The following is a 20227-nucleotide window of genomic DNA, read 5'->3' as shown; positions in this document are numbered from 1 at the left end:
CGAGCAGCGCAGACTCTAACAGCCCGCCCGCCGCCCACTCCGGCGTCGATCATGAGGTGGCGCCCACTGGTCGTCGAGGCGGACGGTGCCGGTGTGGTCACGTGTGAAGGCGGACCGCCGGAGCGGGTGTCGCGCCGATCCGCCGGCCCGCTACCGTTCCCGGTCTGGGGAGGTGCCGGTGTACGTCGTATCGGTGATCAATTACAAGGGCGGGGTCGGCAAGACCACCGTGACCGCCAACCTCGGTGCCGAGCTGGCCAACCGCGGGATGAAGGTGCTGCTCATCGACCTCGATCCGCAGGCCAGCCTCACCTTCGGCTTCTACGACCCCGACGACTGGCGGGACCGGCTGCGCGACGGACGGACGGTGAAGCGCTGGTACGACGGCCTGCGCGGGGACACCCCCGCGACGACCCTGGGCGAGCTGGTCGTCTCCCCCGGCCCGGCCAACGCACGGCTCAGCGGCGCCGGCCGACTCGACCTGATCGCGTCCCACCTCCAGCTCGTCGACATCGACTTGGCGCTGGCCCGGGCGGTGGCCGACGGCGACGAGTACGACGCCGAGCTGTTCCGGGTGCGCGGCTCCCTGGCCGAGGGGCTGCACGACGACGCGCTCGGCGGCTACGACATGGTGCTGATCGACTGCCCGCCGAACTTCAACGTGGTCACCCAGTCGGCCATCATCGCCAGCGACCACCTGCTCATCCCGGCCAAGGCCGACTACCTGTCCACGCTGGGCATCGACTACCTGTACGGCAACGTCCGGGAACTGGTCGACCAGTACAACGCCGACGCCCGCCGGTTCGCCACCACCCGCCGGCACCACAAGGTCGCCCCCGACGTGGCCGGCGTGGTGTTCACGATGATCCAGCTCATGGCGCAGCGGCCGATCGCCGCCCACCAGGGCTACATGGACCAGGTCCGGGCGCTCGGCCTGCCGGTCTTCCCCACCCCGCTCCGGGAGAACGTCACCGTGTTCGCCACGAACACCCCGCGCGGCGTGCCAGTGGTGCTCCGCGACCGGATCGCCACCCCGGCGGTCCGCGACGAGCTGCGCCGGCTCGCCACCGAGTTCCTCGACCACCTCCAGCCCGAGCGGGCCGGGGCGTGACCGACCCGACCCGCGACGTCGCCGACCTGGTGACCGCGCTGCTGCGGGGGCTGCCCGCCGCCGACCTCGCCGCCCTGGCGGAGGGGCGGGCCCGGCTCGCGGTGGTGCCGGTCGACCCGGCCCCACCCGCCGCAACCACCCCCGCCGGGCATCCGGCCACCGCACGCGCCGACCGGCCCAGTCCCGCCGGGCACGCCGCCGCCGAATCCGCCGACGGGACCACCCCCGCCGGGCATCCGGCCGCCGAATCCGCCGACCGGGGCGGCGCCCCCGCGCGCCCGTCAGCCCGGCGGGCGGCGTCCGCGCCGGACCCGGTGGCGGCCCGGGCCGCGCTGGCGTCCATGTCCCGCCGCGACGACGGTACGGCGTACCTCTCCGGCTGGACCGCCCGCGACCTGCGGGTGCTCGCCGCGAGCCTCGAGTTGCGCGGCGTCGCCGGGCTGCGGAAGGCGGACCTGGTCGCCCGCATCGTCGACCGCACCATCGGCTTCCGCCTCGCCTCCGCCGCCATCCGCCGGCTCTGACGCCGGACCCCGCCTTCCGCCGGCTCTGACGCCGGACCGGAGCGGACGGCGTCGCCGGCATCCGCGGGGGTCCCGGCGCGGCTCCGCCGCGCCGTCCGGGCACCGGGCACGGCGATGGCCGGGCCTGCCCGGCCCGGCCATCGCCCGCCGCTGACGCCCCGGTACGGCCTTCCACCAGCACGGTCACCGTTTCGCTGGCACGGCGGCCGGCCACCGACCGGAGGCGGGCAGGTCGGGTGGCGGCACGACAGGCCGGCGGTTCAGCCGGTCGTGCAGGCCAGTCCGTCGAGGGTGAAGCCGACCGGGCGGTCGTTGCTCGTGGACCAACCGGCGAGGAAGCCCAACTCGACCGTCCCGCCGGCGGGCAGGGCGGAGTTCCAGGACGTGGGGGTGACCGACACGTCCGGGCCGTCCTGCCGGACCGTGCCGTTCCAGAGCTGGCTGATCCGCTGCCCGTCCGGGAACCGCCAGCGCACCGTCCAGCCGTCGTGCGCCCGCCCGCCGGTGTTGGTGATCCTGACGCTCGCCTGGAAGCCGCCCGGCCACTGGTTGGAGACGGTGTACGTCGCCCGGCAGGCGTCCGGCCCCGTGGTCGGCGTGACCGTCGGCGAGACGGTCGGGCTGACGGTCGGCGAAACGGTCGGCGTGACCGTGGGCGAAACGGTCGGCGAGACCGTCGGGCTGACCGTCGGCGTCGGGGTCGGGTTGATCCGGGTCGGGTCGACGATCCCCCAGTACGCCGACTTGGCCTGGAGTTCCGTGTCGAAGAGCAGCGGCGCGTCCTTGCGGGCCACCGGGAAGGTGTCCAGCCAGGTGTCGTCGTCCGCCAGCCCCCACAGGGTCACCGAGGTCAACTCGTCGGCGTATCGGCGGTAGAGGGCGAACAGGTCCCGGTAGCGGTACGCCTGGGTCAGCAGCCGGTCGGCCGGCGGGGTGGGGAAGGACTCGCTGCTGTCGACGTAGATGCTGACGTCCATCTCGGTGACCTGCTGCTCCACCCCGAGCGGGACGAACGCCTGGAGCATCGCCTCGGTCTCGGCGATCGACGGCCACTGGACGTTGACGTGCATCTGGTGCCCGACGCCGTCGATCGGCACCCCTTCGGCGCGTAGCTGGCTCACCAGGTCGCGCAGCTTGTCGCGCTTGGCCGGCACGTTCGTGTTGTAGTCGTTGATGTAGAGCTTGGCCGTCGGCGCGACCTCCCGGGCCACCCGGAACGCGGTGCGCAGGTAGTCCAGCCCGCTGATCTCGTGCCAGCGGCTGCGCCGCAGCCCGTCGGACTGGTTCTCGTCGATCACCTCGTTGGCGACGTCCCAGACCCCGATCGCGTCGCCGTAGCGGCCGACGACCGCGCGGATGTGCGCCTCCAGCCGGGACAGCAGCAGGGCCTTGTCGGCCGGGTCCGAGGTCAGCGGGGTGCCGTCGGTGTCGGTGAAGACCCAGGCCGGGGTCTGCTGGTGCCAGACGAGGGTGTGTCCGCGTACCGCCAGGTCGTTGTCGGTGGCGAAGCCGACCTGCGCGTCGGCGTCGGCCCACCGGAAGGTGCCCTCGGTCGGCTGGGTGGCGTCCCACTTGAGCGCGTTGCCCGGGGTCACCGTGTCGAAGTGCCGGCGCAGCAGGGTGGCCTGGTCGCCGATGATCTGCCGGTTGCCGATCGCCGCCCCGATCGGGAAGTCGGCGGCCAGCACCTCACGCAGTGCCGGGATGTCGGTCTGCACCGGCTTGGTCGGCTGGTACACCATGGTGAAGTCGTCGATGTGCAGGTCGGCGGTGCCGCCGGCGGTCTCCACGTACGCCGACAGCCCGTCCACGTCGTGCGCGAGCACGTACGTGCCGGTGAGCCGGACCCAGGCGTCGGCGGTGACGGCGGTGTCGCCCACCACCTGGTCGTAGGCGGAGGTGCCGCCAGAGTCGCGTTGCACGCTGAGCCGGACCTGGCCGGGCGACTGGCCGGCGGCGAGCCGCACCCACACCGTCAGCGTGTAGCGGGTGCCCTTGACCATCTCGTCGAGCAGGTCGAGGGCGGGGCCCTGCCAACTCGCGGTGCGGCCGGAGGTGAGCAGGCTGCGGGTGCCGCCGTGGGCGACGGCGGTGCTGACCGCGACGGTCTCCCCGGCCCGGGGCCGGAAGCCCTGGGTGGTGCCGTCCTCGAACGTGGCGTCGAGCACCACGACGGGGTCGGCGGCGCGGGCGGGCGGGCTGGTCAGTGGAACGGCGGCGGCCACGGCGACGGTGGCGAGGCAGGCCAGGGCCAGCAGCCCCGGCAGAAGGCGGTGACGGCGCGTCCAGGGAGCGCGCATGGCGGTGTCCTTCCGGTACGGATGGGTACGCGCGAACCGCTGGGCGAGATTTCTCGCGTGAGGCGGTCGCACGCCGGTCGACCGGCATGAGCCCGCATGCCGGTGTCCGTGGTCCCGCTCCGCTCGCGGCACCCGTTGCCGGGAGCCGCTGTCGAGAACCGATGGTACGGATCACGGACCCGGCACTCCAGCGCGGTGTGCTGGGCATCGGGCCCCGCCCCGGCGACGACGGCCGCGACCGACGTCGACCACGCCCTAGGCTGGCCCGTACCGGCGGGTCGAGGAGGTTCGTGTGGACAGGTGGGTCGCGTTGCTGCGCGGGGTCAACGTCGGCGGCGCTAAGGTCGCCATGGCCGACCTGCGCCGGCTGGTCACCGACCTCGGCCACCAGGACGTGCAGACGTACCTGCAGAGCGGGAACGTGGTCTTCGGCAGCACGGTGCGCGACGCCGACGCGCTGGCGCGGGGCATCGAGCGGGCCATCGCCGACGAGCTGGGGCTGACGGTGCCGGTGCTGGTGCGCAGCGGCCGGGAACTGGCGGCGGTGGCCGGCGGCAACCCGTACGCCGGGCGGGAGGACGACCCCACGCGGCTGCTGGTGGTCTTCCTCGCGACCGCGCCCGACCCGGCCGCCGTGGCCGCCCTGACCGTGCCCGACGGCGAGAACCTGACGTTCTCGGTCGCCGGTCGCGAGGTCTACCTGCACTATCCCGACGGCGGCTACGGCCGGTCGAGGTTCACCAACAACCACCTGGAGAAGAAGCTCGGCCTGGTGGCGACCACCCGAAACTGGCGCTCGGTGCGGGCACTGGCCGACATGTCGACGACGGGCTGAGCCCTCGGCGCCCGGTCCCGCGTCGCCGGCCGACCGGGGCGCGACGACGGGCCGGGGCTGCCGCCCGCGGCCCGTCGTGCCGTTGCTCAGAAGTGGTACGCGGTGTGGTATTCCGGCACGAGCACCCGGCTGCGCGGGGAGACCCGGCGCACGGCCGCGACGAACGCGTCCAGCCGCTCGCGGTCCGTCGGCGCCATGGGCACGGGGTTGCGCAGCTCGGTCTCGAAGTTGTCGAAGTGCACAGGCACCACGACCTTCGGCCGGTCCAGCGCGTCGAGCAGCCGTTCCGCGTAGTCGGCGGTGACCGTGGTGCTCGGCAGCGCCAGCATGGCCACGTCGGGGGCCAGCCCGGTCAGGTTCCGCTCGGCGAAGTCGCTGGCGCCCATGAAGAAGACCGACGGGCCGCCGGGCACCCGCAGCTGGTACGCGAGGGTGTCGCCCTCGGGCAGGTCGGCGATGGTCTCCGGCTTCGCCGGCTGGCTGACCCGTACGCCCGGGAAGGCCATCGAGTACGACTTGTTGCGGCTGTGCAGGGAGCTGACGACCTCCACGGTGTACGCGCCGAAGTCCAGCATCTCTTCGCCGCGGACCGGGCTGAGCTTCCCCGACGGCAGCCCGTACGCGAGCCCGAGGTGGTAGGCGGTCAGCGTGCCGAAGGCCCGGGCGCCGGTGCGCTCGACGATGTACGGCACGTCCATGTAGTGGTCCCAGTGGGTGTGCGTGACGAGCACCGTCTCGGCCCGGTCCACCAGGGAGTCGACGACGTCGGCGCGGACCTCCAGCTTGGTGGCCTCGTTGAAGGCGCCCTTGAACAGCCCGGTGTCGATCCGGCTGACGAAGGGGTCGACCAGGACGGTCCGGTCGCCGACGTCGATGCGCCAGGCCGACGTACCCCACCAGCGGAAGCTGACCGGGCCGCTGCGGCGGCCGGCCGGCGCGGCGGCGACCGGCGCGGCGGCGACCGGCGCGGCGGCCGGCGACGCGGCGTGTGCCGGGCCGGTCAGGGCGGCGCCGGCGAGCCCGCCGGCGGATACCAGCGCGGTGCTGGCGGCGGCGTCGCGGAGGAAGCGGCGGCGGTCGATGTTGGGCATGCTGAACTCTCCCCGTCGTGGTGTTGATCGGTCGGTGCCGAGCCAATCAGCTCGGCCCGGGCCCGGTCCAAGATCCTCGGCCGACACGATCGATACCCGCCGGCATATCGGGCCAGCTCAGCCGGGTCGACGGCAGCACCTCGCGCCCGAAAGATCAGCCGGCACGCAGGGCCTCGACGGCCGTCCGGGCCGCCTCCCCCATCGCCAGGTCCACGTCGATGCGGCGGGTGGCGAGCTGCGTGGCGCGGACGAAGACGGCGACGGCGTACCGCCCGCCGTCCGGGTACTCGGCCACGCCCGCCTCCAGGTGCAGGCCCGGCAGGGTGCCGGTCTTGCCGGCCACCCGCACGCCCGGCGGGAAGCCGGCGGCCAGCCGGGTCCAGAAGAGCTGCCGGGCCATCCAGCCCCGGACCATCGCGCACGCCTCGGGCGGACCGGCCTCGTCGCGCCAGATCAGGCCGAGCAGCCGGGTGATCTCCCGGGCGGTGCTCGACGTGGTGTGCGCGGGATCGAACATCCGCATCGCGCGGACCCGCTCGGGCGGCAGGGTGGGAAAGATCCGGGCGAAGTCCGCCTCCGTACGCGCGCCGACGTCGGCGAGCATCGTCTCGACCAGCTGCCGGGGGCCGCCGACGATCCGGGTACGCGCCAGCCCCAGCTCGGCCGCGAGCATCGGCAGCACGTCCGCCCCGACCCGGCGCAGCAGCAGGTCGGCGGCGGTGTTGTCGCTGACCGACATGGCGAAGTAGGCCAGGTCCCGCAGCGACACCTCGGCGTCGTCGGCGCAGCCGGCGATCCCCCACCCGCCGAGCCGGTCGTCGGCGGTGACGAGGACCCGTTCCCGGGGGTCGAGCTGGCCGGCGACGACCTGCCGGGCGAACTCCAGCACCAGCAGCACCTTGAAGATCGAGGCGATCACCACCTGCTCGTCCGCCCGTACCGCCACCTCCCGCCGGCCGTCGAACTCCCCCGTACCCGCACCGCCGTCGACCGCGTCGAGGTCGACGACGTGCAGGCAGCCGGTGACCCCGGCCCGCTCGAAGATCTCCACGATCCGCTCCGCCACCACACTGCGCACGGTAGCCGCTGCCAGGCCGGCCGCCGCCGGCCGCCGCCCGCCGGCCTCTGGACGCCAGCGCTCGGCGCTCGGCGACGTCGGGCAGGAGGCGCCGCGCTCGGCGCCCGACGCTCGGCGCCCGACGCCCGACGCCCGACGCCCGGCGCCCGGCGCCCGGCGCCCGGCGCCAGATCTTGGTAGGAAAGTGCCCCCCGAGGGGCGCTTCGGTACCAAGATCTCGCCGCGTCGCGGTCGCGGACGCGGACGCGGAGGCGGAGGCGGAGGCGGAGGCGGAGGCGGAGGCGGAGGCCGAGGCGGACGGGGGTTGCGGACGCGGACGGTAGACGCGGACGGTAGACGCGGACGGTGGACGCGGACGTGTTCGCGGTTGCGGGCGCGGGTGGGCGCTGGCGTAGGGTCCGGCCGTGGACCTGCTCCGGCACCTGCGGCACTTCGTGGTGGTCGCCGACGAGCTGCACTTCGGGCGGGCGGCCGAGCGGCTCGGCATGGCCCAGCCGCCGCTGAGCCAGTCGGTGCAGCGCCTGGAGCGGGAGTTGGCGGTCGAGCTGTTCGACCGGTCCCGGCGGCAGGTGCGGCTGACCACCGCCGGCCAGTTGCTCCTCGGCGAGGCCGAGGAACTGTTGGCCGGGGAGGGCCGGCTGCGCAACCTGATGCGGCAGGTGCGCGACGGCGTGTCGGGGGTGCTCCGGGCGGGGGTGCCGCCGGAGACACCCGCCGTGACCCTGCGCGAGCTGCTCGACCGGCTGGCCGAGCGCGCCCCCGGGCTCGACGTGGACCTGCACGAGCTGACCAGCGGCGAGCAGGAGCGGATGCTCAGCGAGGGGCGGCTGGACGTCGGCCTGCTGCATCATCCCGTCACCGACGACGGGCTGCGTCTCGGTGCCGCCGTCGACGTACCGCTGGGGGTGCTGTTGCCGCGCGCCTCGGCGCTGGCCCGGGGACGGGAGGTCGAGTTGGCGGCGCTGGCCGGACTGGACCTGGTGACCGCGCCCCGGGCCACCGCGCCCGGCTGGCACGACCACCTGCTGGAGGTCTGCCGCCGGCACGGGTTCACGCCGGGGCGGGTCCGCCCGGCGCGGAACCCGGAGTTCCTCTTCGGATTGGTGCTGGCGGGCGGCGGGGTCGCTGTCGAGCCGGCCGCGACGGCGCGCCGGGAGCCCAGGATCGCCTGGCGGCCGGTCGCCGGGTCGCCGCTGGTCCGGCGCACCTCGGCGGCCTGGCCGCGCCGGGCCGCGCACCCGGCCGCGCCGATGTTCGGGCAGCTCGCGGCGGAGGTGCTGGCCGACGGGTCAGAGCCTCCGGCGCCGCCGCCCGGGCCGGCGCCCCGCCCCTGGCCGGTGCTCTTCGACGAGCCGGCCTGACCACCGGTTGGAAGGCCCCCGATCGGGGGGGGGGTACGCCGAGCGGATCACCGGCCTGGACCGGGGCGAGGCCGGCCGGCAGGGCCCGAACCCGGACACCTTCGACTACATCCCGGCCTGACGCCGCCACGCCGGCGCGCCCGGTCACCCCGCCGGCGCGCCCGGTCACCCCGCCGGACCGCCCCTCCCCCGGCGCCCGTGGCAGCACCCGCCGCCGGCATCGCGCCCCGCCAGTTCCGATCTGGCGGGGCGCTGGACGCCGTCTCGCGCCCGACGGGTGGAACCGGAGCCGGGAGGGGGAGCCATGACGCCACTGCGCCTCGCCGTGATCATCGGCAGCACCCGGGAGGGGCGGGCGGGCGACCGGATCGGCCGCTGGTTCGTCGACCGGGCGCGGCGGCGCGACGAGGTGGCGGTGACTGTCGTCGACCTCGCCGACCACGACCTCCCCGCGAGCTGCCCGGCTGAGCCGACTCCCGCGGTCGGGTCGTTCGTCGCGCAGGTCGCGCGGGCGGAGGCGTTCGTCGTGGTCACCCCCGAGTACAACCACAGCTTCCCGGGCTCGTTGAAACAGGCGATCGACCACGCGTACGACGAGTGGCAGGCCAAACCGGTCGGCTTCGTGTCGTACGGGTGCGGTTCCATCGGCCTGCACGCGGTCGAGCAGCTCCGCACGGTCTTCACCGCACTGCACGCGGTCACGATGCGCGACGTCGTCGGTGTCGACCTGCTCGACGGCGCGCCGTCACCCCCGACGGCCGACCGGTGCGAGCGGGCGGCCGACGTCCTGCTCGACCAGCTCCACTGGTGGGGCCTGGCCCTGCGCGAGGGTCGCGCCGCGCGCCCGTACGTCTCCTGAACGTGTGACACCTGAGGAAGGTAGGGAGCATGACACGCACCACCGGCCTGGCCATCGAGGCCGAGGGCCTGACCCGGTCGTTCGGGGACACCCGGGCGCTCGCCGGCATGGATCTCCAGGTCCCCGCCGGCACGGTCTACGGGCTGCTCGGCCCGAACGGCGCCGGCAAGACCACTGCGGTACGGGTGCTGGCGACGCTGCTGCGCCCCGACGGCGGACGGGCCCGCGTCTTCGGGCACGACGTCGTCACCGAGGCCAACACCGTGCGCGCCCGGATGAGCCTGACCGGCCAGTACGCCTCCGTGGACGAGGACCTGACGGGGCTGGAGAACCTGATGCTCCTCGCCCGCCTGCTCGGGCACCGCAAGCCGGCCGCCCGGGAACGGGCGGAGGGCATGCTCGCCGCGTTCGGCCTGACCGACGCGGCCGACCGGCAGGTCAAGAAGTACTCGGGCGGCATGCGGCGGCGCATCGACATCGCGGCGAGCATCCTCAACACCCCCGACCTGCTGTTCCTCGACGAGCCGACGACGGGGCTGGACCCGCGCAGCCGCAACCAGGTGTGGGAGATCGTCCGGGCCGTCGTGGCACACGGCACGACGGTGCTGCTGACCACGCAGTACCTGGACGAGGCCGACCAGCTCGCCGGCCGCATCGCGGTGGTGGACCACGGCCGGGTGATCGCGGAGGGCACCCCGGGCGAGCTGAAGTCGTCGGTCGGTTCCGGCACCGTCCACCTGCGGCTGCGCGACCCCGGGCGGCGGCCGGAGGCGGAGAAGCTGCTCCAGGCGGCGCTCGGCGTGCCGGTGCAGCTCGCACCCGATCCGGTCGCGCTGACCGCGCGGGTCGGCGGCGACGGCAGCGACCTCGACGCCAGCGAGCAGGCGGCCCGCGCGCTCGGGGACCTGGCCCGCGCCGGCATCGTCGTCGATGACTTCTCCCTCGGTCAGCCGAGCCTGGACGAGGTCTTCCTGGCCCTGACCGACCACCCCGCCGTCGCGGCCGACGAGCGGGACGATGAGCTGGAGGCAGCCCGATGACTAACGCCACCACGACCGGGCGGGCCCCGTCCGTCTACGTACCCTCGACGGAGGCGCTCGCCACCGTCCTCGCGCCCGGCGCGCGACCGCCCAGGCCCGGCGCGCTGTCGGCGTCGCTGACGTTCGGCTGGCGCGCGCTGCTGAAGATCAAGCACGTGCCGGAGCAGCTCTTCGACGTGACGGCGTTCCCGATCATCATGGTGCTGATGTTCACGTACCTGTTCGGTGGCGCCCTCGCCGACAGCCCGCGCGACTACCTGCAGTTCTTCCTGCCCGGGATCATGGTGACGAGCGTCGTGATGATCACCATGTACACCGGCGTCGGGCTGAACACCGACATCGAGAAGGGCGTCTTCGACCGGTTCCGGACGCTGTCGGTCTGGCGGCCCGCCCCGCTGGTCGGCATGATCTTCGGCGACGTGCTCCGGTACGTGCTGGCGGCCGTGGTCATCCTCGGCGTCGGGCTGGTGCTGGGGTTCCGGCCCGACGGCGGGCTGCCCGGCGTGCTGGCCGGGATCGGCCTGCTGGTGGCCTTCTCGTTCGCGTTCTCCTGGGTCTGGACGTTCTTCGGGCTCGTCCTGCGCAGCGAGAAGTCCGTGATGGGCGCGAGCATGATGGTGCTGTTCCCGCTGACGTTCCTCAGCAACGTGTTCGTCGAGCCCGCAACGATGCCGGGCTGGCTCCAGGCGTTCGTCAAGGTCAACCCGATCACGCAGCTGGTGGCCTCGGTACGCGCCGTCATGTCGGGAACCTCGGACGCGTCGGCGATCATGTGGACGCTGCTGTGGACCGCCGGCTTCCTGGTGGTCTTCGGCACGCTGACCATGTACCGCTACAACCGCCGCTGATCCTGCCGACGACGGGCACCGCCACGCGGGTGGTGGTGCCCGTCGTCGTACGGCGGCCGGCTAGGGGTCGACCCGGACGGTGCTGGCCGTGCCGCCGGCAGCGGTGACGCGTACCTCGGTGGCGTCGGCGGGTAGCAGCGCCGCGCCGCGACCGGCGTCGTGCCACTTCCCCGCGCCGACCCGGTAGCTCAGCGCCGCGCCCTCGGCGGCGACGAGGACACCCTGCCCGTCGGGCAGCCGCAGCCGCACCGGCAGCGGCGCGTTCCAGTCGATGAATCCGCTGGCCACCGGCTGGAGGGGCGCACCGGCGTGGGCGAGCAGGGCGATCGCGCGGGTGGGATCGTCGTCGTGCTGGATGGTCTTCAGCAGCAACTGCCGTCCGTCGGGGGCCGCCCCGTAGACGGTCAGGCTGGGAGAGCCCCCAGCCCGGTGGGTGCCGCCGAGATCGACATAGGCGGCCAGCGCGTCCGTCGCGAAGACGTCCCTGCCGACGTGCGCGGCGGGGGCGTCACCCCACACCCGATCCGCGCCGGGCAGCGTGTAGGTGACCGACCGCGGCTGCGGACTGGCCTTCCGGTCGGCGAAGAGGACGTCGGTCGCGTTGGCGATGTGGACGGCGGTCGTCGCGCTGACCGGCTTCCTGGCCAGGGCGACGGTCACCCTGTCGCGCTGCGGCGGCACCGACAGCACGGCGGCCCCGTCCCGGAACTGCACCGGCTGGAAGGTGCGCTCGATCCGGCCGTCGGCGGCGTACCGGAGCGTCGGCGAGAACTCGACCGGGTGTCCGGTGTCGAGCACGACCAGCACGTCGCGTCGCGATCCGAGCAGCACGGCCACCGAACTGCCGTAGGTGCCGGCATCGGTCACGGTCTCCCGCGTCATGACCCGCGGCCCGTCGGCGGTGGGCTCGACGAACGCGGCATAGCCGATCATCCGCTCACCGGCCGGCTCCCACACCTCGCCGGTGGCGGTGGCCCGCTGCGCGACGTAGGCGGCGGGCCCGGCCGGCGTGTTTCCCGCCCAGACCACGTGCGGATCGCCTTCGACATCGGTGCCGGTGTCCCCCGTCCCGTCCCGCCACGCCTGCCGGACCTGCCGCAGATACCCGCCGTCGCCGGCCAGATCGCCGCGGGTGGGTTTGTCGAACAGCGGCGAGGCGACCTCCGCCGCGGCCCCGCCGTCCGCGAGGTGGAGCGCACCGCCGACGGGCACCGCCACCACGGCCGCGCACACGGCGGCCAGGACGGCGCGACGTCGCCGCAACCGGCGACGCCCACCCCGTCGCACGTCGTCGAGCAGGGTCGGCGGGCCGACGAGGTCATCGGTCACCCGACGCAGGACGTCCCGCACGTCACGCTCTTGGATGGTCATCGCGCACTCCCGGTGTGGGTCGGGGCGGACAGGACGAGGCTCGACCCGGCCAGCGCCACCCGGAGGTGGGCGAGGCCCCGGGAGGCGTGGCTCTTCACGGTGCCCTCGGAGCAGCGCAGCGCCCCGGCGACCTCGGCGACCGACAGGTCCTCCAGGTAGCGCAGCACCACGGCGGCGCGCTGCCGGGGCGGCAGGGTACGCAGCGCCGCGACGACCGCCTGGCGCAGCGCGATGTCGTCGGCGTGGTCCCGGGCGACCCCGTCGTTGTCGCCCAACGCCTGCTCGGGCCGCCGGGACCGCCACCGCCACCGGTTGATCGACCGGTTCACCAGGGCCCGCCTGGCGTACGCCTCCGGGGAGGTGCGCAGCCGGCGCCACCGCACGTACATCTGCTCCAGTACCTCCTGGAGCAGGTCCTCGGCCGCGTGCCGGTCGCCGGTCAACAGGTAGGCCACCCGCAACAGCGCCACCGACCGGGTACGGACGAAGTCGTCGAACTCCGTGGCATGCGCCTCTCGCATCTGGCCCCTCCCGGGTCTCTCAGTCAGCAAGACACCGCGGAGGGCTGCCGGGTTTACCGGCCCTCGCCGACGACGCGCGACCGGTGCCCGGGAGCTAGAGGCGCCAGGGCAGCGGCTCGGGCGGGAGGTAGCGGCAGGTGCTGCCCGTGGAGACGGTGTCGCGCAGGTGGGCGGCGAGGCCCGGGTGGCGCTGGTCGAGCTTGCGCAGCGCGTCCCGGATGCGGGCGGTGACCGTCTTGCGGGCCCGCTCGGCCTCGTCGCCCAGGCGTCGGCTGCGGCCGGCCAGCCCGGCGGCGGCGCGCAGCTCGGCGAGCAGGGCGCCGCGCTCGGCGTCGAGGTCGGCCAACCTCCGCTCGTCGCCGCGTTCGGCGGCCCGGTCGATCTCGTCGTCGAGCCGTTCCAGGTGCCGCCGGTAGCGGGCCTTGGCCTCGTCGTCGAGGACCGGGTCGCCGCCCATCCGGCGGGCCGCGACGAGTTCCGGCCCGGCGGCCGGGTCGAGCAATTCGACCGCCGGGACGTCGACGCCCGGCCGGCTGAGCAGCACGTGCAGGTCGCGCAGCCCCTTCGCGTCGGGCAGGTGCACCACCACGCCGGCGTAGGCGAGCTGCCAGACCGGCCCGTCGCGGCGGAACCCGTACGCCTGGCCCGCCTGCCGCCCCACGGCGGACGGGTGCGGCCCGGCGGCGACCGCCTGCGCGGCGGGCGCCCCGGTCCCCACCGCCGGCGCGGCGGGCGGCCCGGCGGTGACGGCCCGCGCCGGAGTTGGGCCGGCGGCCGGAGCGACGGCCGACGCCGGGCGCGGACCGGCGACCGCGGCGACGACCCCCGGCCGGCCGGCGGGCGACGCCTCGGTCCCCGTCGACGGCGTGCCGGCCAGGCGGCGGGCCGTCGAGTGCATGTCGAGGTCGTCGGCGTCGCGGGCGGTGGTGGCGCGCAGCGCGGCGGCGGAAGCCGCGTCGCCGGGACGGTCCCGCCCGGTCAGCGCGTCGGCCAGCGCGGCGCGGGCCAGGACCGACCACGGGCGGGCGCCCAGCCGGTCGGCGGAGTCGCGGGCGGCGGAGAAGCCGGTCACCGCGTCGTCCCAGCGTTCCTGGGCGGCGTCGACGAGGGCCAGCCAGTGGTCGACGGGGCCGCTGAGGTCGCAGCCGGACAACGCCGACATCCACTGCCCACGGTGCGGTCGCAGCGCGTCCCGGGCCTCGGCGCAGCGCCGGGGGTCGCGACTGACGGCGGCGACCCCGGCGCGCAGCCGCAGCCACAGCGGCGACACCGATCCGGGGTACGTCGTGCCGGCGGACTCGATGCCGGCGACCACCCGTCGGGCCGTCTCGGCGTCGCCGCGCTCGGCCGCGGTGATGCCCCGGACGAGTTCCGGATGGGGGTAGCCGGTCGAGGGCAGCTCGTCGAGCAGGGCGTCGGCCTCGTCGGCCCGGCCCTGCAGGTGCAGCCGGGACCAGCGCAGGTGGTGGCCCATGAAGGCGAAGTCGGAGTGCTCCCACTCGCTGAGGGCGGTCAGCTCGCCGACCAGTTCGTCGGAGCGGGCGAAGTCGCCACGGAAGGCCGCGATGATGGCGTCGTCCATCGTGGCGGCGGCCCGGTGCCGGGCGTCGCCCTGGCGGGCGCCGGCGACGAAGGTGGCGAGTTCGTCCTGGTAGCGGGGGTCGCCCAGCTCCAGCAGGGCGACCCAGCGCAGCGCGGTCGCCCAGCGCGTCGTCTCCTGGTCGCCACCGCGGCGCGCCACGTCCCGGATCTCGGCGGTGATCGCGGCCCGGTCGCGGGCCGAGCCCAGCCCCCAGGTGGTGTCGTGGCGGGCCCACAGGCTGAAGGTGAGCGCCTCGTCGTCGTGCCCCCGCCGGGCCAGGGACTCCGTGGCGGCGATCAGGTCGGTGACCATCGTGCCGACCGGGACGGTGCCCGCGGATCCGCCGATCAACCGCCGGTACGCCTCCCGCAGCACGTCCTCCGGATCGGCGAGCCGCCCGGGGCCGTCGGCGTGGCGGCGGTGGACGACGAGGGCGACCCGGGCCAGCACCACCGGATCGTCGGCCGCCACGGCCAGCGTGGTGGCCTCGGCGAGCAGCCGCCGGGCCTCGTCGCCCGCGCCCGAGTGGTGCAGCAGCTCGCCCAGCTCGATCATGATCTTCACGCGTCGGGCCGGGTCGTCGGCGACGTCGAGCGCCCGGCGGAAGTGGACCACCGACTCGTCGATGGCCAGCCGGCCGGCCGCGGCGCGGGCCGCGGCGACCAGCAGCTCGGCGGCGCGGGACGGGTCGAGGTGGGCGCCGGCCAGGTGGGCGTGCCGGGCCAGGTCGGCGGGGATCAGCCGCTCGGCGAGCGTCGGAGCGCCGTCGACGGCACGGACGACCGCCGCGTGCCGGGAGCGCCGGTCGTCGTCGGGCAGCGCGTCGTAGAGGGTCTCCCGCACGAGGTCGTGGACGAAGGCGAACCGGCCGCCGCCACGGGACACCACGAGCCGGGCGGTCACCGCCCGGTCGAGCAGCCGGTCGGCCTGCGCCGCCGGGGTGCCCGCGCAGGCGGCGAGGACCGGACGGTGGAACTCCCGGCCCAGCACGGCGGCGACGGTGAGCGCCTCGACGACCGCCGCCGGCAACTGGGCGAGGCGGCCCCGCACCGCCTCCCGTACGCCCGGGGGGATCGTGCCGATCCGGCCGTCGGCACGCCAGATCCGGGCGGTCTGCTCCACGAAGAACGGGTTGCCGCCGGTGCGCCGGTGCACCTCGTCGAGGAGGTCGGCGTCGGGCGCCCGGCCGGCCGCCCGGGTCATCAGCGCGGCCACCTCGTCGCGGGACAGGCCGGTGAGGGTGAGCGTGGTCGCCTTCGCCACCAGCGGCATCAGCAGCCCGCGCAGCGGGTGCTCGGGGGACTCGACCTCGGCGTCGCGGTAGGTGCCGATGAGCAGCAGCCGCTCGAACCAGGTGTGCTGGGCGGCGAAGCGCAGCAGCCGCATCGAGGCGGGATCGGCCCAGTGCAGGTCGTCGAGCACGACCACGACCGGCCGGCGCTGGGACACCGCGACCAGCGCGGTGGTCACCGCGTCGTGCAGCGCGAACTCCTCCTGGTCGACGCGGTCGTCACCGCTCCGTCGGCCGGCCGCCTCGCCGGCGTCGCCGTCGACCGCCCCGGCGACGCCGTCCGCCGACTCCCCGGCGGTGCCGCCGGCCGCCTCGCCGAGCAGCGCCGCCAGGGCCGGCTCGGCCGACTCCCGGGCCAACGCCCAGTCGTCGGTCGAGCGGCGCAGCCCACGCAGCACCTGCACCCAGGGCCAGTAGCCGGGGGCACTGTCGGAATCCCAGCAGGCCGCGCCGAGCACCAGCGCGCCTCGTCGGCGGGCCTCGCCGGCCGCCGCCGTGACCAGGGTCGTCTTGCCGATGCCGGGCTCCCCGGCGACGAGGACCAGACCGCCGTGGCTGGTGGTCACCCGGTCGATCTCGGCGCGCAGCAGACCCGCGGGATGCTCCCGCCCGATGACGTCCCCGTCGTGCCGCGGATCCATGACGCCCAGACCGTAGCGGAACGGTGGGACATCGCGAGCCCTTTACGCGCGGCGACGCCGCCGCCCGGCCCGTGTGCGCGGGTCCGCCCGGTGGGCGGACCCGTCCACGAGGAGGCGGGCGGTCGGGTGCTCAGCGGGCGTCGGTGACCACGTGGGAGCAGGCGGCGCAGGCGGCCCGGCCCTGCTCCGCGTACCACCGGCAGGTCCGGCGGATCGCGCAGCGCGGCAGGTCGTCCTCCGCCGGACCGGCGACCTCCTGGAACGACGCCGCCACCCGTTCGCCGAGGCCGCAGTGCGCGCCGGTCCAGAAGCCGCACTTCGACGTGACGCACGGGCCGGCCAGCCGGTACCGGGACTCGACCGGGGTGTCCGTGCCGGCCTGGGCGAGGGCGACCTCGGCGGGGAGCGGGGGCGTCACGTAGGCGACCCGCCCCGCCGGAGTGATCATGCCGAGGAACACCGTGGCGTTGGCCGCGGGGGTGCTCGGGCACATCCGCTCCGGCGGGTCCGGCCGGTGGGCGGTGTCCGTCACCGCTGCATCCAGAAGCCGATGTCGTTGATCTTCTGGCCCAGCTCCTCGGCGAACGGGCCGTCGATGACCCAGAGGCCGTACCACTCGGGGCGGAGCTTGATGTTGGCGTGCCCGACGGCGAGCGGGTTGGTCAGCCGCTTGCCGGCGGTGGAGAGGGCGTTGAGGCCCGCCTTCTGGATCTCGCTCGCGATCAGGCTCTGCTGTTCGACTGTCAGGTCGACGCCGTCGACGACGAAACGGAACTCACTGCGTGCCATGTCCTACCTCCGATGGTCAGTACGAATCGGTCCGCAGCCCGCGCCGCAGACTCGCCCTGGTGAATGCCGCCCAGCCGGAGCGGGAGGTGGGGTCGCCCCCGCGCCCGGCCCGGCTCAGGTGCTCGCGCCAGTCGGTCGCGTCGGCGGCGCGCAGCCCCCACAGCTCCCGGCAGGCGGTGGCCGCGAACGCGACCTGTCCGGCCGAGCCGGTCCAGCCGGCGGGGCCGTCGGCCACCCGCAGCGCACCGCCCGCCTCGACGCGTACCGACGGGAAGTGGTGGTGCAGGCTGGCGAGGGTGGCCAGGTGGGCGGCGTCCGAACGCCCGGCGGCGAAGGCGTCCCGCGTCTCGTCGTCACGGGTGACCCGGATGGCGTGCAGCGTGAACGCGTCGCCGTCGCCGCCGACCTGGCCCTCGACCTCCGTCGGGGTGCTCCAGATCCGGGGCGAGTTGGCCGACCAGAAGGCCAGCCAGGCGTCGAGGCGTTCGTGGAAGTCCGCCTGGAAGCGGGCCGGTCCGCCGGCGAGCCGGGCGGTGGCGATCCGGTCCCGGGCGACGGGACGCCGGGCCGGTCCTGCCGGGGGCGCTCCCCCGGCGGGTGGCGCGGCGTGTGCGGCGCTGGCTCCGGCGACTGTGGCCGCCGAGGCCGCGGCGGCGCCGAGCAGGATCCGGCGCCGGGAAAGTGGGGAATGGGATTCGTTCATGGCCCGCCTTTCATGGACGGCCTTTGCCACGACACGCTATCGACAGACGTAGATCAAGAGAGACGTCGCTCTATCGGTGAACCGACATGAAAACCGGTGATCGACGGCGGCGGAATCCCGCGCACTGTGCACTGCGCCCCCGCCGGCCGGACGGCCACCTAACGATTGATAAGCGTCCATCGACACTCGTAGCATCATCACCATGCGTGCCCGTCGCGTCACCCTCGCCGTCGTCCTCGCTGCGCTGCTGAGCCCGTTCGCCGTCGGCGCCGCGCGGGCGGACGACACCCCGGCGCTCACCACCCCCGGCAGCCCCGTCGTCGTGGTCGACGAGCCCCACCGCCTCACCCTCTCCTGGACGCCCTCGACCTGGGTGGGCGAGCCGGCCGGCGAGGAACCGATCACGTACGAGGTGCGGGCGCGGCTGGGCCCGTACGTCTACCGGAGCCTCGGCAGCACCACCGCCACCACCCTGACGCTGACCAACCTGGCGCCGGGCAGCGAGTACCGGCTCGTCGTCAGCGCCTACACCCTCGGCGGCTACTCGGACCCGTCCCCCGTCACCCCGGTCCGCACGGCGTACGGGCGGGCCAAGGTCAGCTACCTCAACCTCGACTGGTCGCCGACGGACAACCAGATCCAGCACGTCCTGAGGGTCACCAACACCGGCACCGGGCCGCTCGACCTCACCGCCGTGCGCGTGCGCTACCACCTGACCTTCGAGGGCGGCGACACCTCGCTGGTGCCGAACTGCGACTGGGCGGCGCTGGGCTGCGACCGGATCCGCCGCGACGTGACGTACTTCCCGCCGCCCCTGCCGCCCGGCGGCCCGCCGACGCCGACACCCACTCCGACGCCGACCCGGTACCCGCTGCCGGGCACGCCGGTCCCCGGCTGGGTGGAGCTGACCTTCACCGGGGGCGTCCTCGCCCCGGGCGCGTCGTCCGGGCCGATCCAGCTGCGCCACCACCGGCCCGGGTGGACCGACATCGACGAGCGCGACGACCCGAGCTGGCGCGCCGCCACCGGCGAGTGGACCGACAACAGCCGGATCACCCTGGACGTCGACGGCGTACGCGAGTTCGGTGACACGTTCGCCTGACGAACACCGGCCGGTGGCACCACCCCCGGGTCGGGGCGGCACCACCGGCCGGCGCCGGTGACTACGCCGTCGCGCAGATGGCGTACGCGGTGCTGGTCCAGTTGCCGGTGAACGTGTCCTCCTCGTACGCGCCGACGGTGGCGGTGGCCGGTGCGGCGGCCGGGCCGCCGTTGGGGCGGAAGTCGTCGACGACGCCCTCGCCCGTGACGCCGTTGAGCTCGTAGCCGGCGCCGGTCAGCACCTTCCCGAGCGGGCAGGCCGCGGCGACGCTGTGGAAGTCGTTCGAGTCACTGGGGCTCACCGCGGAGGTGCGGACCAGGCCGGCGAGGGGGTTGGCGCAGATCGCGTACGCCGTCGCGGACCAGTTGCCGGCGAAGGCGTCGGCCTCGTACGCGCCCACGAAGACCGAGGTCGGCGCGGCGGCCGGACCGCCGTTGGGGCGGAAGTCGTCGACCACGCCCTCGCCCGTGACGCCGTTGAGCTCGTGGCCCGTCCCGGTCAGCACCTTGCCCACCGGGCAGGTCGCCGTGACGCTGCGGAAGTCGGCCGAGTCGCTGACGCTCGTCGCGGCGATCCGCACCAGACCGGCGACGGGGTTGGCGCAGATCGCGTACGCGGTGAGGGACCAGTTGCCCGCGAACGCCTCCGCCTCGTACGCCCCGACGGTGACGGCGGTCGGCGCGGCGGCCGGGCCGCCGTTGGGGCGCAGGTCGTCGACCACCGCCTCGCCGGTCGCCCCGTTGAGCTCGTAGCCCGTCCCGGTCAGAACCTTGCCCACCGGGCAGGTCGCCGTGACGCTGCGGAAGTCGGTCGAGTCGTTGGCGCTCGTCGCGGCGATCCGCACGAGGCCGGGGACTGCGGCCGAGGCGGGGGCTGCGGGGACGACCACCCCGGCCGCCACGGCGATGCTGAGGATGAGGGTGAACGCGTGGGGTCGGAGTCGGCGGGCTGCTGCCTGAGCTGACATGGAATTCTCCTGTCTGTCGCCTCGGCGGTGACCTCCCGCAGGTGTCGGGTGCGACCGCGACGAGGCGCTGCGATTGACGCGCTCACGCTATGTAGTCGCACGACCAGGCATTATCCCGAAACTGACTACGTCAAGTAGTCGACTGATCGCCCTCGCTCGGGCCGCCGCGCCCGCCGGCTTTCTGGGATCGCCGGCGGGCGGGCGGGCGGAGCC

The 20227-nt window shown here is 74.9% G+C and carries 18 protein-coding genes; 8 read left to right on the top strand and 10 right to left on the bottom strand.

All coding sequences use genetic code 11. The features are described 5' to 3' along the window. The first annotated feature begins 178 nt into the window (after positions 1–178). Together ACGFNF_RS12655 and ACGFNF_RS12650 are read left to right on the top strand one after the other, a co-directional pair. Entirely contained in the window at positions 179–1111 is a 933-nt protein-coding gene (locus ACGFNF_RS12655; RefSeq protein ID WP_393167663.1) for a ParA family protein, read from the top strand. After that, positions 1108–1635: a hypothetical protein gene (locus ACGFNF_RS12650; RefSeq protein WP_393167661.1), complete on the top strand. Its 528-nt coding sequence runs from the start codon at positions 1108–1110 to the stop codon at positions 1633–1635. Before ACGFNF_RS12655 ends, ACGFNF_RS12650 begins: the two co-directional genes overlap by 4 nt. A gap of 260 nt (positions 1636–1895) precedes the next feature. Here ACGFNF_RS12650 and ACGFNF_RS12645 read toward each other — a convergent pair whose 3' ends face one another. Further along, on the bottom strand, positions 1896–3935 hold the full coding sequence (locus tag ACGFNF_RS12645) for an endo-1,4-beta-xylanase (protein ID WP_393167659.1): 2040 nt from the start codon (positions 3933–3935) through the stop codon (positions 1896–1898). 292 nt (positions 3936–4227) lie between these two features. Between ACGFNF_RS12645 and ACGFNF_RS12640 the strand changes: the two genes are divergently transcribed. Next, positions 4228–4770, top strand: a complete 543-nt coding sequence (locus tag ACGFNF_RS12640; RefSeq protein ID WP_393167657.1) for a DUF1697 domain-containing protein — start codon at positions 4228–4230, stop codon at positions 4768–4770. 86 nt (positions 4771–4856) lie between these two features. Here the strand turns inward: ACGFNF_RS12640 and ACGFNF_RS12635 are convergent, their stop codons facing one another. Both ACGFNF_RS12635 and ACGFNF_RS12630 read right to left on the bottom strand, forming a co-directional pair. Further along, positions 4857–5861: an MBL fold metallo-hydrolase gene (locus tag ACGFNF_RS12635; protein ID WP_393167655.1), complete on the bottom strand. Its 1005-nt coding sequence runs from the start codon at positions 5859–5861 to the stop codon at positions 4857–4859. Positions 5862–6015: 154 nt separating this feature from the next. Further along, positions 6016–6930 carry a serine hydrolase gene (locus ACGFNF_RS12630; protein ID WP_393167653.1) on the bottom strand — a complete coding sequence of 305 codons (915 nt, stop codon included), beginning with the start codon at positions 6928–6930 and terminating at the stop codon, positions 6016–6018. Between the two features lie 413 nt (positions 6931–7343). Here ACGFNF_RS12630 and ACGFNF_RS12625 point away from each other — a divergent pair, with 413 nt between their 5' ends. The 4 genes from ACGFNF_RS12625 (at position 7344) to ACGFNF_RS12610 (ending at position 11047) form a co-directional block, all read left to right on the top strand. Further along, positions 7344–8300 carry a LysR family transcriptional regulator gene (locus ACGFNF_RS12625; protein ID WP_357576538.1) on the top strand — a complete coding sequence of 319 codons (957 nt, stop codon included), beginning with the start codon at positions 7344–7346 and terminating at the stop codon, positions 8298–8300. A 304-nt stretch (positions 8301–8604) separates the two neighbouring features. Continuing rightward, positions 8605–9159 carry an NADPH-dependent FMN reductase gene (locus ACGFNF_RS12620; RefSeq protein WP_393167651.1) on the top strand — a complete coding sequence of 185 codons (555 nt, stop codon included), beginning with the start codon at positions 8605–8607 and terminating at the stop codon, positions 9157–9159. A gap of 29 nt (positions 9160–9188) precedes the next feature. Continuing rightward, a complete protein-coding gene (locus ACGFNF_RS12615; RefSeq protein WP_393167649.1) occupies positions 9189–10199 on the top strand; it encodes an ATP-binding cassette domain-containing protein in 1011 nt (336 codons plus the stop codon). Next, on the top strand, positions 10196–11047 hold the full coding sequence (locus tag ACGFNF_RS12610; RefSeq protein WP_393167647.1) for an ABC transporter permease: 852 nt from the start codon (positions 10196–10198) through the stop codon (positions 11045–11047). The genes ACGFNF_RS12615 and ACGFNF_RS12610 overlap by 4 nt, the downstream gene beginning before the upstream one ends. 60 nt (positions 11048–11107) lie before the next feature. Here the strand turns inward: ACGFNF_RS12610 and ACGFNF_RS12605 are convergent, their stop codons facing one another. From ACGFNF_RS12605 to ACGFNF_RS12580, 6 genes are all read right to left on the bottom strand, one after another. Continuing rightward, a complete protein-coding gene (locus ACGFNF_RS12605) occupies positions 11108–12418 on the bottom strand; it encodes a hypothetical protein (protein WP_393167645.1) in 1311 nt (436 codons plus the stop codon). Then, a complete protein-coding gene (locus ACGFNF_RS12600) occupies positions 12415–12939 on the bottom strand; it encodes a SigE family RNA polymerase sigma factor (RefSeq protein WP_132233744.1) in 525 nt (174 codons plus the stop codon). The genes ACGFNF_RS12605 and ACGFNF_RS12600 overlap by 4 nt, the downstream gene beginning before the upstream one ends. A 94-nt stretch (positions 12940–13033) precedes the next feature. Further along, positions 13034–16453: an AAA family ATPase gene (locus ACGFNF_RS12595; protein ID WP_393167643.1), complete on the bottom strand. Its 3420-nt coding sequence runs from the start codon at positions 16451–16453 to the stop codon at positions 13034–13036. Positions 16454–16583: 130 nt separating this feature from the next. Continuing rightward, positions 16584–16985, bottom strand: coding sequence for a hypothetical protein (locus ACGFNF_RS12590; RefSeq protein ID WP_225852145.1), 402 nt, complete (start codon positions 16983–16985; stop codon positions 16584–16586). Next, the gene (locus ACGFNF_RS12585; RefSeq protein ID WP_132233740.1) at positions 16982–17242 is read right to left on the bottom strand and encodes a hypothetical protein; all 261 of its coding nucleotides are present in this window, start codon (positions 17240–17242) and stop codon (positions 16982–16984) included. Before ACGFNF_RS12585 ends, ACGFNF_RS12590 begins: the two co-directional genes overlap by 4 nt. Positions 17243–17258: 16 nt before the next feature. Further along, on the bottom strand, positions 17259–17945 hold the full coding sequence (locus ACGFNF_RS12580; RefSeq protein ID WP_393167640.1) for a hypothetical protein: 687 nt from the start codon (positions 17943–17945) through the stop codon (positions 17259–17261). 202 nt (positions 17946–18147) lie between these two features. On the opposite strand from ACGFNF_RS12580, the gene ACGFNF_RS12575 reads away from it, so the two are divergent. Next, entirely contained in the window at positions 18148–19047 is a 900-nt protein-coding gene (locus tag ACGFNF_RS12575; RefSeq protein WP_393167638.1) for a cellulose binding domain-containing protein, read from the top strand. Positions 19048–19108: 61 nt separating this feature from the next. Here ACGFNF_RS12575 and ACGFNF_RS12570 read toward each other — a convergent pair whose 3' ends face one another. Further along, positions 19109–20014, bottom strand: coding sequence for a hypothetical protein (locus ACGFNF_RS12570; RefSeq protein ID WP_393167636.1), 906 nt, complete (start codon positions 20012–20014; stop codon positions 19109–19111). Positions 20015–20227: the final 213 nt, after the last annotated feature.

This window comes from Micromonospora sp. NPDC048868 (genome assembly GCF_043198195.1).
Taxonomy (GTDB): domain Bacteria; phylum Actinomycetota; class Actinomycetes; order Mycobacteriales; family Micromonosporaceae; genus Micromonospora; species Micromonospora reichwaldensis.
The sequence above is the reverse complement of the archived record's forward strand: the minus strand, read 5'-3'. Positions and strand labels throughout refer to the sequence as shown.